Here is a 13,190-nt window from a genome sequence, read left to right on the forward strand (position 1 = left end):
TCTTACTGCGCCTGCACCCGCAGCTCCGCTGCGGAACGACTACGGTGACCCAATAATGCCTTCACATCACTGGACTTCGGTTTAACCAGTGCGAATTTAGACGACCAGGCAGGCCAGTTCGCCAGAATCTCTTCGCCACGGGATGAGCCGGTGTGGTGAACGTGTTCGGTGATCAGACCACGCAGATGCTCTTCGTGAATCGCCAGATCGTCAACACTCAGCACTTCAACCAGTTCCGGATTAACACGTTTAAGGAATTCACCGTCTTCATCAAGGACGTAAGCGAAACCACCGGTCATTCCTGCGCCAAAATTAACGCCGGTTTTGCCCAGCACGCAGACAATACCGCCGGTCATATATTCACAACCGTTATCACCGATACCTTCTACCACAGTAATCGCTCCGGAATTACGAACCGCGAAGCGTTCACCCGCACGGCCCGCAGCAAACAGCTTACCGCCGGTTGCTCCGTACAGGCAGGTGTTGCCAATAATAGTGGCTTCGTGGCTACGGAAGGCCGATCCCACTGGAGGACGTACCGCCAGCATACCGCCTGCCATACCTTTGCCCACGTAGTCATTCGCATCGCCAGTCAGCGTAAGCTCGACGCCACCCGCATTCCACACGCCAAAGCTTTGACCCGCTGTGCCACTGAAGTGAGCTTTAATCGGGTCAGATGCCAGCCCCTGATCGCCGTGAAGGAGGGCAATAGCACCTGAAAGCGTCGCACCTACTGAGCGGTCGGTGTTGCGAATATCAAAGTAAAACGTCTTGCTTTGTTTCGCTTCCACAAACGGCATCGCCTGGTCCAGAAGTGCTTTGTTCAACACCGCCTGGTCAAATGGTGGGTTATTCTCGGTACAGTGCACGGTTTTACCCGCCATCGGCTCTGCGGTTTTTAACAGCGCAGAGAGATCCAGACTCTGCTGCCGGGCGGTAAAGCCGTCCAGTTCGGTCAGCAGGTCGGTACGGCCAATCAGGTCAACCAGGCGCTTCACGCCCAGTTCAGCCATGATCTCGCGGGTTTCACGGGCGATGAACTCAAAGTAGTTGGTCACGCGATAAGGCAGACCGTGGTAGTGGTTCTTACGCAGTTTTTCATCCTGAGTTGCGACCCCGGTTGCACAGTTGTTCAGATGACAGATACGAAGATATTTGCAACCGAGCGCAACCATCGGACCCGTACCAAAACCGAAACTTTCAGCACCAAGAATGGCGGCTTTAATAATGTCGCGTCCGGTTTTCAGGCCGCCGTCTACCTGCAGACGAATCTTGTGACGCAGGCCATTAGCGACCAGTGCCTGCTGTGTTTCAACCAGACCGAGTTCCCACGGACAACCTGCATATTTGACCGAGCTGAGTGGGCTGGCACCGGTGCCGCCGTCATAGCCAGCGATAGTAATCAGATCCGCATAGGCTTTTGCCACGCCCGTGGCAATGGTACCAACGCCTGGCTCGGAAACTAATTTGACAGAAATCATCGCCTTCGGATTGACCTGTTTGAGGTCAAAAATCAGCTGGGCCAGATCCTCAATCGAGTAGATATCATGATGTGGTGGCGGTGAAATTAGCGTTACGCCGGGGACGGAATAGCGCAATTTAGCGATGTAAGGTGTCACTTTATCGCCTGGCAGCTGGCCACCTTCACCCGGTTTTGCCCCCTGAGCCACTTTAATCTGGATCACGTCAGCATTGACCAGGTAGGCTGGCGTTACGCCAAAACGACCAGAGGCAACCTGCTTGATGCGGGACACTTTATTTGTGCCGTAGCGGGCGGGATCTTCTCCGCCTTCTCCTGAGTTAGAGAACCCTCCCAGGCCGTTCATCGCTTCGGCCAGAGATTCATGTGCTTCCGGACTGAGCGCACCAATCGACATGGCCGCAGTATCGAAACGCTTATACAGCTCGCTGGCTGGCTCAACATCATTAATGCTGATGGCATCGCCGGATGGCGTTACCGCCAGCAGATCGCGAAGGGCGGCGACCGGACGTTCGTTGACCAGCCGGGCGTACTGCTGATAGTCGCTGTACTCTCCGCTGTTCACCGCTTTTTGTAATGTCCCCACCACATCCGGGTTGTAAGCATGATATTCACCGCCATGCACGTACTTCAGCAGACCGCCCTGATCCAGCGGTTTGCGCTGTAGCCACGCACGACGCGACAGATTGATCAGGTCCTGCTGGAAGTCAGCATAGTTAGCCCCGCCGATGCGGCTTACCACACCCTGGAAGCACAGGTCAGAGACGTCACGATGCAGGCCCACCGCTTCAAACAGTTTCGAGCAGCGATATGACGCGATGGTGGAGATCCCCATCTTCGACATAATTTTGTAGAGGCCTTTATTAATGCCGTTGCGATAATTCAACATCAGGCTGCGATAATCTTTATTGATCACCCCACCATCCGCCATTTTCGCCAGTGATTCGTAGGCCAGATAAGGGTAGATGGCGGTCGCGCCAAAGCCGAGCAGTACGGCAAAATGATGAGGATCGCGGGCGCTTGCGGTTTCAACGATAATGTTGGCATCACAACGCAGGCTCTTATCGACCAGCCGGGTCTGAATGGCACCGACCATCATGGGTGCCGGAACTGGCAGGCGCTGAGGGCTGATTGCACGATCCGATAGCACCAGCAACACGGTGCCATTACGTACCAGCTGTTCAGCCTGGTCGCAAAGCAACAGAATGGTCTCTTTCAACGAGGATTCGGTTGGATCAAAAGTACAGTCGAGCGTATCAGCACGATAAAATTCTTCTTCCTGCGTCGTCAGCTGTCTGAAATCTGAATAGAGCAGGATTGGCGATTTGAAGCTCAGTCGATGCGCCTGGCCTTCTACCTCGCAGAACACGTTCATTTCACGGCCGATGCTGGTCGCCAGCGACATAACATGTGCTTCACGCAGCGGATCGATCGGTGGGTTAGTTACCTGAGCGAACTGCTGGCGGAAATAGTCATAGATTACGCGTGGACGGCTGGAAAGTACGGCGAAAGGCGTGTCGTCGCCCATTGAGCCCACGGCTTCCTGACCATTCTCGCCAAGCACACGGATGATCGAGTCAAGCTCTTCGCTACTGTAGCCAAACTGCTTCTGGAAGGTTGCCAGCAGATCGTCATCCATTTCCCGGCTACCCATCTGATCGTCTGACAGATTTTCAAATGGTACCAGTCGACGGACGTTTTTCTCCATCCACTCTTTGTAAGGGTGGCGACTTTTCAGATCGTTATCGGTTTCAGCTGAGTGCAGAATCCGGCCCGCACGAGTATCGATCACCATCAGTTCGCCAGGACCGACACGGCCTTTTTCCATTACCTCATCGGGTTGATAGTCCCAAATGCCCACTTCGGAAGCACAGGTAATCAATTTGTCTTTTGTAATGACATAACGTGCCGGACGCAGACCATTACGATCAAGGTTACAGGCAGCATAGCGGCCGTCTGACATTACGATGCCCGCCGGGCCATCCCACGGCTCCATGTGCATGGAGTTAAAGTCGAAGAAGTCACGCAGCTCCGGATCCATATCCGGATTGTTTTGCCATGCCGGTGGCACCAGCAGGCGCATGGCACGGATAAGATCCATTCCGCCGCTCAGGAACAGCTCCAGCATGTTATCCATTGAGCTGGAGTCAGATCCGGTTTCATTCACGAACGGTGCCGCATCCTGCAAATCAGGGATCAACGGGGTGCGGAATTTGTAGGCTCGTGCTTTAGCCCACTGGCGGTTACCGGCAATGGTGTTGATTTCACCGTTGTGTGCCATATAACGGAAGGGTTGTGCCAGCGGCCAGCGCGGTACGGTATTGGTAGAAAAACGCTGGTGGAACAGACAAATGGCTGATTCCAGACGAAGATCGGCCAGATCCAGGTAAAAGCGCGGCAGATCCGCCGGCATACACAGACCTTTATAAATGTTCACCTGATTCGAAAAGCTGCAAACATAAAACTCTTTATCTTCAATGCGTTTTTCAATACGGCGACGTGCCATATACAGGCGGCGTTCCATATCACGGGGACGCCAGCCTGCCGGAGCATTGATAAAAAGTTGTTCAATGCGTGGCATTGAGGAGAGGGCGATTTCACCCAGCACATCCTGATTGATGGGAACTTCACGCCAGCCAACCACGGACAGGGTTTCACGCAATACTTCTTCTTCAACAATGCGGCGGCTTTCACGGGCCAGTGCGTCATCCCGATTGAGGAATAACATTCCCACCGCATAATTTTTCGCCAGCCGCCAGCCGCGCTCTTGTGCAACTACGCGGAAAAAACGGTCGGGTTTTTGTAATAAAAGCCCGCAGCCGTCACCGGTCTTGCCGTCAGCAAGGATTGCGCCACGGTGCTGCATTCGGGCCAGTGCGTGGATGGCGGTGCGCACCACTTTGTGGCTGGGTTCGCCTTCTATGTGGGCGATCAGGCCGAAACCACAGTTATCCTTTTCAAGGGATTTATCGTACAACATATCAGTGAACCTCCCCAGGCTCTGGGAGATCCCCTGCTCCGACGAACGACAGGCGCAGTAAGGGCATAGCGACAGGTTCTGAGCTTACTGCTCACCTATTATGTCGCCCTCACGTCTGGCCGTTAGCATCGGTGTCACAAGCGTTGAGAACTTGCTACAGAGGGAATCTCAATAACTGCATAAATATGACGGGTGGAACACCCATCCAGAAAGCTTCCAGCGGATTTCCAACTTATCGGGAAAGCGTACTCAGGTCAAATAGCATTCCTGAGGAGGCTTTTATGTGCTTATTATCGTTTATCTATATGATTAATATGGTTTTAGTGGCATTTTTTCTTACTGTTACCCTGCCGGGGTGGGCTGGAAAACTGTGAGCTGTCTCACTGTAGTGCAGGCGACAAATCTCTGCACCATGCTGGTTCCGGGGATATTGATAGCATAATACTCTGTAAAGGGTATCTTAAGCGCTGAAATAAACTGTTTTTTAGCAGTTGTCTCATTTGAATCGCAGTGGCTTGCATTATTAGTAAAATTAATCACCCTGAATATGGTTTTAATTTCATTTTTTATGAATTTTTATTCATTTCAATTGCATTGAGTGACAATTGCCATAATGTTTATCGTTATGAAAAACCTGAAGCAGGAAAGAATTCGTGCCAATACAATCACAGCTTTGGTTATGCAGTGACTGAATATTATCCTCTGCTGGTTTTGCTTAATCTGTACAGCAGAAAGTCTGCTGACAGCCAGTTGCATGGTATCAACCGCCATCGCTTAATGAATTAAGGCGTGGTGCGGCTTCAATGATTAATATGGCAAAAAGAGCAGCCTGTGGTTTTCTGCTGATAATCCTGGTTGCAGACACTTTTTAACAGCACTTTCGGCTGTTGGTACGGAAAAGAATTACTCCCTTATTTTTCGGGCTGCCTTCGCTCACTATCCCCGGACTGATATTTCCAGCAGGCGGTTGTCCGCTTAATCACTGATTGTCTGTTGTCTCTGCACTATTCCAGTGCGTGACAACGCTGTAACTGCCCGCGTTGGTCTTCAGCGCTTTTACGGTATGATTAAATTTACCGGTCTGGAAGGAATTTTTTATGAAACAAATTCGTTTGTTAGCCCAGTATTACGTTGATCTGATGGTGAAACTGGGCCTGGTACGTTTTTCTCTGTTGCTGGCTTCGGCGCTGGTGGTGCTGGCAATGATCGTGCAAATGGCGGTGACCATGGTGCTGCGCGGCCATGTGGAGAGCATCGACATGGTTCGTTCGGTGTTTTTTGGTCTGCTGATTACGCCGTGGGCGGTCTATTTTCTTTCCGTGGTGGTGGAGCAACTGGAAGAGTCCCGACAGCGCCTTTCGCGGCTGGTGGATAAGCTTGAGGAGATGCGCCATCGTGACCTGGAACTCAATCAGCAGATGAAAGGCAATATTACACAACTTAATCAGGAAATTGCCGACCGCATCAGGGCTGAAAAGGCTCGCCTGCAAGTGCTTGATAAGCTGACCGAAGAAATGGAGAGGCGTGAGCAGGCGCAGATTGAACTGGAACAGCAGTCCTCTTTTTTACGTTCATTCCTTGATGCTTCGCCGGATCTGGTGTTTTACCGCAATATTGACCAACAATTTTCCGGCTGCAATCGCGCGATGGAGCTGTTAACAGGGAAGAGTGAGAAACAACTGATTGGCCTGACACCGCGTGATGTTTATGACCAGGAAGGCGCGAATAAAGTCCTGGAAACGGATGAAAAAGTTTTTCGTCACAATGTGTCGCTGACCTATGAGCAGTGGCTGCAATATCCGGATGGCAGAAAGGCCTGCTTCGAAATCCGTAAAGTGCCTTACTACGACCGGGTAGGCAAACGAAGCGGCCTGATGGGATTTGGACGCGATATTACGGAGCGTAAGCGCTACCAGGACGCGCTGGAGAATGCCAGCAGGGAAAAGACCACTTTTATCTCAACGATCAGCCACGAGCTTCGTACGCCTCTTAACGGCATTGTGGGTTTGAGTCGTATTCTGCTGGACACCGATCTGAATGCTGAACAATTAAAATATCTTAAAACGATTCACGTCTCGGCCATCACGCTGGGGAATATTTTTAATGATGTTATTGAAATGGACAAAATTGAACGACGTAAAGTGCAACTGGATAATCAGCCTGTCGATTTTACTGGTTTCCTTGCTGATTTGGAAAACCTGTCCGGCCTGCTGGTGCAGCCAAAAGGTCTGACGTTTATGTTGCAACCTGAACTGCCTTTACCCAATACCGTCGTCACCGACGGCACGCGGTTGCGACAAATTTTGTGGAACCTGATTGGTAACGCGGTGAAGTTTACTCAGCAGGGCAGTGTGGTGGTGCGCGTCTGCTACCAGCCGGATGGATGCCTGCGGTTCGACGTTGAAGATTCCGGAATGGGCATTCCGCAGGACGAGCAGGATAAGATTTTTGCCATGTATTATCAGGTTAAAGACCAGCGCGGTGGCAAACCTGCGACCGGCACCGGCATTGGCCTGGCCGTTTCGAAGCGGCTGGCACAAGGGATGGGTGGCGACATCACGGTACGCAGCGCACCCGGTGCCGGTTCCTGTTTTACATTAACCGTTATGGCACCACGGTTGGCACAGCAGGATGAAGAGCAGCAACCCATTGATGAGTTACCGCTCCCCGCGTTGCATGTTCTTCTGGTCGAAGACATCGAACTGAATGTAGTGGTAGCGAGCTCGGTACTTGAAAAGCTGGGTAACAGCGTTGAAGTGGCGATGACCGGTGAGGAGGCTCTCACCCTGTTTGATCCCGCTGAATTTGACCTGGTGCTGCTGGATATTCAATTGCCTGATATGAGCGGACTGGAGGTCGCGCGCGAAATTCATCAACGTTATGCCGGTCAGCAATTGCCGCCGCTCATAGCACTGACGGCCAATGTGCTTAAAGACAAGAAAGAGTATCTCGAAGCGGGCATGGACGACGTATTAAGCAAGCCCCTTGCTGTACCTGCACTAACGGCAATAATTCAAAAATACTGGGACTATCAGCAAGGTGATGAACAGACTCAGGAGCATCAACTGTACGAGAAGAAAAGCCAGCTGCTCGATATCACCATGCTGGAGGACTACATCGAGCTGGTAGGGCCTGAACTGATTCACCAGAGCCTGACAATATTTGAGCAGATGATGCCGGGTTATCTCGCCGTTCTGGATTCCAATATGATGGCGCGAGATCAGAAAGGCATTACCGAAGAAGGACACAAAATCAAAGGCGCGGCGGGTTCGGTAGGATTGGTGCATTTGCAACAACTGGCGAAACAGATTCAAAGTCCGGAACTACCGGCCTGGTGGGATAATGTCCAGGAATGGATTGAGGAGCTAAAGCAGGACTGGCGGCATGATGTGGAAGTGTTACGGGAATGGGTTACAGCTTCACAAAAAAAATGACCCCGACCGAAGCCGGGGTGCGCGAATACTGCGCCAACACCAGGGAAAAGGGTAACCTGCGCTATTCTGATAAGAGTGTAAAAAAGCACAGGCAAGGTATTGGTTAAAACGCTCAGGAACTACCTTAGCAAATCTCACATCACATGTTACCAGATTCATTAAAATGTGTGATGTTGAGCAGCGTTTCCAGACAGAAAACATTAATTTGATGACACAGTCAAGCACGGAATGAATTTATACGCTGTATTGGTCAATAAATGTTCTGTTTTGGCGTTTTACAGCCCTGTCAGGTTAACAGGTTTTCATTACGCGCTGAAATGATCGCTAGCAGTAATGCTGAATAAAATTCACTGTCAAAAGGCAATATTTAACTGTCTGTAAAACATATTTTTTTATGAGATTAAGGTCTCTGACGAAAAATGATTCGCAATGAAGTGAAAAAAGCCGGATGACAAGATTTTAAGAATCGTTTTTACCAGAACCATGGTCAGCTATTAATGTTCAAATTAGCTGCTGAGATCCGCTGTAAAAAGCCTGATAACTGCTTACCCTGGGTGATATATGGGCGATAAGATTAATTTTGCAAAAGCCAGAAGGTGTAATGCATTAGATTTGTGAATCTATAGGTTTTTACATTTTCCGGTTGCTGGTAATACCTCTTTCCGGTCAATCTGGCTTGTTTAGCGGATGGAACCGATTCCTGATGAACGGAAGTGGTTGAAGCTGTTGAGGCATTTATTTTTTCCTGGAACCACAAAGGTTTAAAAAGTGGTTTTGAGAACATTTACCGGATACGTTAACCTGCAATTTGGGAAGACTGGGGACGATAAATGGCTTCTGAAATGATTAAGAATGTTATGGATACAAATCTATGAAGCAGCGTAAGAGCGGAATCTTACAGCAAGTTAAAAAAGTCGTGTTTAAAGCCTTACTCAGCATTACCGGATTGTGGATAGCTGCAATTCTACTTTTTTCTTTTCTTCCGGTACCTTTTTCAGCCGTGATGGCCGAGCGGCAGCTTACAGCCTGGTTCAGAGGCGATTTTGGCTATGTGGCTCACTCCGACTGGGTTGGGATGGACGACATTGCGCCGTGGATGCCACTTGCGGTGATAGCGGCAGAAGACCAGAAATTCCCCGAACATTGGGGATTTGATGTTCAGGCGATTCAGACCGTGCTGGATAATGATGGTGGCCGGATGAGAGGTGCATCGACGTTGTCACAGCAGACTGCGAAAAACATGTTTTTGTGGGATGGGCGGAGCTGGATACGTAAAGGTCTGGAAGCGGGGCTGACCGTGGGGATTGAAACGGTATGGACCAAGAGAAGGATTCTGACGGTGTATCTGAACGTGGCCGAGTTTGGTAAAGGTGTTTTTGGGGTGGAAGAGGCCTCGCAGCGCTATTTTCATAAACCGGCAAGCCGTCTGACCATGTCAGAGGCGGCTCTGCTTGCCGCAGTATTGCCCAATCCGATCCGTTTCAGGGCTGATGCACCTTCAGCCTATGTCCGGCAGCGACAGCAGTGGATTTTACGACAAATGCGTCAGCTGGGTGGCGAAGGCTTTCTGCAACAACATAACTTGCGTTAACGCCACACAGGCCAAGATGAGAGCGAACTCTCCTGGCCTGATGCGTTAATCCTCGTCGAAACCGGCATTGAAAAGCTCAATGACCGCAGTCAGCGCTTTTTCTTCCTCGGGACCTGTAGCTTCAATTTCAATATGCCCCCCTTTTGCTGAGTCCAGCATCAGCAGGGCGATAACGCTACTGGCTTCGGCCTCAGTACCGCTTTCATTTCTTAATAATACTTCTGCATCAAAGCTCTGAACCAGTTCAAAGAGCTTCATCGCCGGGCGTGCATGCATTCCCAGCTTGTTCTTAATCTCAACGGTTTGTCTGACTGTCATGATTTGCGTTTTTCCAGGGTACGATGGCGGGACTGGACGTTTTTACCGCGCGAACGAAAGTATTCTGCCAGCTGTTCGGCAATGTAAACCGAACGGTGCTTACCTCCGGTACAGCCTATGGCAACGGTGAGGTAGCTACGATTGTTAGTTTCCAGCATCGGCAACCACAGCTCAAGATAGCTACGGGTCTGATAAATAAAATTATGTACTTCAGTATGGCGATCAAGAAATGCGGCTACAGGCCGATCCAGTCCGGTCATTGGCCGTAGCTTCGGATCCCAGTGTGGATTAGGAAGAAAACGAACGTCGAAGACGTAATCAGCATCAATTGGAATACCATGTTTAAAACCGAATGACTCGAAGACCATGGTCAGCTCACGTTCACGTTTCCCCAGCAGAGGTGTGCGTAGCATTTCAGCCAGTTCGTGGACCGACATTTCAGAAGTATCAACAATCAGGTCTGCTCTTGAACGTAAAGGTTCCAGCAGATCGTTTTCTTCATCAATGGCACTTTCCAGTGAGAGGTTTTTACTCGACAGAGGGTGCAAGCGCCGTGTGTCACTGTAGCGACGTATCAGGGTATTGCGATCGGCGTCCAGAAACAGCAGCTGAGGAGAGAAGCTCTCCGGCAGACTGGTAAGTGCTTTTTCGAATACTTCTGGTGATTCTGGCATGTTGCGCACATCAATGCTGACTGCGGCTGAAATGTTGCGCTCTGCCAGAGAATTTGCCAACTCCGGCAGCAGTACTACGGGCAGATTGTCCACGCAATAAAAGCCCATATCTTCCAGTGCACGCAACGCAACTGATTTGCCAGAACCCGATCGACCACTGACGATCATCAGCACCATGACTTATTCTCCTGATTGGCCGGTTTACGGGGGGTAGCAGCGATCCGGGTCATGTTCTTAATGCCTTAGCCTGTCCGGCAGGACTAGTGATTCTCTTCGGGGCTCTCTGCCATGATCCCGAAAAGTTCTTCATCACTCTGTGCCGCACGCAACCGGCGGCAAACCGTTTTATCCGCCAGCCGTTTAGCCACCAGGGAAAGAGTGTGTAAATGCGTTTTACACTGATCGGCAGGCACCAACAGTGCAAACAGCAAATCGACTGGTTGATTATCAATGGCATCAAAAGCGACGGGCTGATCGAGGCGAATAAAGACGCCGACGGCGCGCAACGTGTCTTCCACCAGCTTACCGTGTGGAATAGCGATACCATTGCCGATACCGGTACTGCCCATCCGCTCCCGAGTCAGGATTGCTTCGAAAATGGTCTGGTGCGGAAGATTCAGCTGTTTGGCTGCTAACTCGCTGATAATCTCCAGCGCCCGCTTTTTACTCTGGCAATGTACGCCATTGCGGGTACAGGACACGCTCAGTACCGAGCTCAGTTCCAGTGTTAAGTCATTGTTCATCATAGTTTCACTTACGTGTTTATCTTCGCCTGCAAGATAGCGGACTTTAGGTGTTCCCCGGGGAACCATGCCTGCCATCGGTCGACTGCTCATGCCTTATTGATCAACGGCTCGTACTCCAGGAGAAGAGTACGAGCCGACACATCTTACGTCACGTTCTTATTAAATAAGGGTGGCGAAAAAATATTCAATTGCTGAGTGAAATTTAATGCTGTTTCAACTTGTCTTTATGTTTATTCAGCTGTCGGGTCAGCTTGTCAATCAAACCGTCGATTGCTGCATACATATCTTTCTCTTCGGAGGTGGCATGCAACTCGCCGCCGTTAACATGCAGGGTTGCGTCAGCGATTTGGGTCACTTTCTCAACCTTAAGCACTATATACACCTGGTTTATCCGGTCAAAATACTGCTCCAGTTTGGCAAATTTAGCCGTGACAAACTCCCTTAAAGGTTCAGTGATTTCTACATTTTGTCCGGTGATGTTGAGTTGCATACGCTTTTCCTTATCTGTGCGTTCAGACCAGTTGTTTACGTTGGTTTGATGGCGGAATGGATAAAGACTCTCGATACTTTGCGACGGTTCGCCGTGCCACCATAATTCCCTGCTCGGAAAGCAGAGTCGTCAGCTTACTGTCACTAAGCGGTTTGGCGGGATTCTCCGCCGAGATTAATTTTTTCACCAGAGCACGAATCGCGGTTGAAGAGGCTTCACCACCCCCTTCCGTATTGACGTGGCTGGAGAAAAAATATTTCAGTTCAAAAATACCACGTGGGCTGTGCAAATACTTTTGCGTGGTAACACGTGAAATGGTGGATTCATGCATATCCACCGCACTGGCGATGTCTGCCAGTACCATCGGGCGCATGAATTCTTCCCCCTGCTCAAAGAAGGCCTGTTGCTGATCGACAATGCAACGGGTCACTTTCAACAGCGTATCATTGCGGCTTTCCAGGCTTTTAATCAGCCACTTTGCCTCTTGCAAGTTGCTGCGAATAAACTGGCTGTCGTTATCATTGCGACCTGAACCGCCTAACGATGCATAGTGCTGATTGATCTTCAGTCGGGGGACGCTGTCCGTGTTCAGATCGACCGTCCAGCGTGTACCGACCTTACGCACCAGCACATCAGGAATAACATACTCAGGTTCGCTGGTATTGATCGACTGGCCTGGGCGGGGGTCGAGCGACTGGATGAGTTGCATGGCGTTTTTCAGCACATCTTCTTTCAGCCGCGTGACACGCATCAGGCTACGGAAATCATGATTGGCCAGTAAATCGAGATGGGCGCTGACAATCAGCCGTGCTTCTTTGAGAAAGGGCAGGTCTTCTGCAAACTGGGAGAGCTGGACCAGCAGGCAGTCACGCAGATCGCGGGCACAGACACCAACCGGGTCAAAACGCTGCATACGTTTAAGAACGGCTTCAACCTCATCCAGCGTCAACTCTTCATTGCCAATGCTTTCCAGAATCTCTTCCAGAGACACCGTCAGATAACCGGTGTCGTCTACCGCATCAACGATGGACGTCGCGATGGCGCGATCGGTATCAGTAAAAGGCGTCAAATCCACCTGCCACGTCAGATAATCCTGCAACGTTTGGGTGGTTTCTCCCTGATAAACGGGGAGTTCATCATCGTGATAATCGGTTCCGGTTCCGGAAGGAGTTCCCGCGGTATAAATTTCGTCCCAGGTGGCGTCCAGAGGTAACTCTTCCGGCATATCCTTTTGTTCCAAAGCCTCACGCGTATCCAGCGCTTCTTTTTCCTCGTATTCTCGCGAGTCGACTTCCTCATGAATGTCGGTTTGCTCTAGCAACGGATTGCTTTCCAGCGCCAGCTGAATTTCCTGCTGTAGTTCAAGCGTAGAGAGTTGCAGCAGACGAATGGCCTGTTGCAGTTGTGGCGTCATGGCAAGCTGTTGGCTAAGCCTGAGTTGCAAACCTTGCTTCATATTCAGAATAGAAATTCCTCA

8 protein-coding genes are annotated in these 13,190 nt (G+C 50.4%); 2 read left to right on the forward strand and 6 right to left on the reverse strand.

Annotated elements, in window-relative coordinates; translation table 11 throughout:
* Nucleotides 1-2: 2 nt before the first annotated feature.
* On the reverse strand, nt 3-4,460 hold the full coding sequence (gene gltB, locus AC3RPL_RS21950; protein WP_490741524.1) for a glutamate synthase large subunit: 4,458 nt from the start codon (nt 4,458-4,460) through the stop codon (nt 3-5).
* A gap of 1,097 nt (nt 4,461-5,557) precedes the next feature.
* On the opposite strand from gltB, the gene arcB reads away from it, so the two are divergent.
* Complete coding sequence (gene arcB, locus AC3RPL_RS21955; protein WP_490741525.1) at nt 5,558-7,894, forward strand: aerobic respiration two-component sensor histidine kinase ArcB; 2,337 nt, start codon at nt 5,558-5,560, stop codon at nt 7,892-7,894.
* An 871-nt stretch (nt 7,895-8,765) separates the two neighbouring features.
* Complete coding sequence (mtgA, locus tag AC3RPL_RS21960; protein WP_490741526.1) at nt 8,766-9,485, forward strand: monofunctional biosynthetic peptidoglycan transglycosylase; 720 nt, start codon at nt 8,766-8,768, stop codon at nt 9,483-9,485.
* Nucleotides 9,486-9,530: 45 nt separating this feature from the next.
* Here the strand turns inward: mtgA and npr are convergent, their stop codons facing one another.
* From npr to rpoN, 5 genes are all read right to left on the reverse strand, one after another.
* Nucleotides 9,531-9,803, reverse strand: coding sequence for a PTS phosphocarrier protein NPr (gene npr / locus AC3RPL_RS21965; protein WP_158782055.1), 273 nt, complete (start codon nt 9,801-9,803; stop codon nt 9,531-9,533).
* Nucleotides 9,800-10,654, reverse strand: coding sequence for an RNase adapter RapZ (gene rapZ / locus AC3RPL_RS21970; protein ID WP_490741527.1), 855 nt, complete (start codon nt 10,652-10,654; stop codon nt 9,800-9,802). The genes npr and rapZ overlap by 4 nt, the downstream gene beginning before the upstream one ends.
* An 83-nt stretch (nt 10,655-10,737) precedes the next feature.
* Nucleotides 10,738-11,220, reverse strand: coding sequence for a PTS IIA-like nitrogen regulatory protein PtsN (ptsN, locus tag AC3RPL_RS21975; protein WP_490742113.1), 483 nt, complete (start codon nt 11,218-11,220; stop codon nt 10,738-10,740).
* Between the two features lie 205 nt (nt 11,221-11,425).
* Nucleotides 11,426-11,713, reverse strand: a complete 288-nt coding sequence (hpf, locus tag AC3RPL_RS21980; protein ID WP_034936715.1) for a ribosome hibernation promoting factor — start codon at nt 11,711-11,713, stop codon at nt 11,426-11,428.
* A 22-nt stretch (nt 11,714-11,735) separates the two neighbouring features.
* Nucleotides 11,736-13,169 (reverse strand): RNA polymerase factor sigma-54, encoded by a 1,434-nt coding sequence (gene rpoN, locus AC3RPL_RS21985; RefSeq protein ID WP_261643840.1) that lies wholly within the window; start codon nt 13,167-13,169, stop codon nt 11,736-11,738.
* Nucleotides 13,170-13,190 lie beyond the last annotated feature (21 nt).

This window comes from Erwinia papayae (genome assembly GCF_058241465.1).

Excerpts from the sequence above, each read along its gene's own strand:
- gltB (WP_490741524.1), bottom strand. The coding sequence starts at position 4,460 with ATGTTGTACGATAAATCCCTTGAAAAGGATAACTGTGGTTTCGGCCTG.
- arcB (WP_490741525.1), top strand. The coding sequence starts at position 5,558 with ATGAAACAAATTCGTTTGTTAGCCCAGTATTACGTTGATCTGATGGTG.
- mtgA (WP_490741526.1), top strand. The coding sequence starts at position 8,766 with ATGAAGCAGCGTAAGAGCGGAATCTTACAGCAAGTTAAAAAAGTCGTG.
- npr (WP_158782055.1), bottom strand. The coding sequence starts at position 9,803 with ATGACAGTCAGACAAACCGTTGAGATTAAGAACAAGCTGGGAATGCAT.
- rapZ (WP_490741527.1), bottom strand. The coding sequence starts at position 10,654 with ATGGTGCTGATGATCGTCAGTGGTCGATCGGGTTCTGGCAAATCAGTT.
- ptsN (WP_490742113.1), bottom strand. The coding sequence starts at position 11,220 with ATGAACAATGACTTAACACTGGAACTGAGCTCGGTACTGAGCGTGTCC.
- hpf (WP_034936715.1), bottom strand. The coding sequence starts at position 11,713 with ATGCAACTCAACATCACCGGACAAAATGTAGAAATCACTGAACCTTTA.
- rpoN (WP_261643840.1), bottom strand. The coding sequence starts at position 13,169 with ATGAAGCAAGGTTTGCAACTCAGGCTTAGCCAACAGCTTGCCATGACG.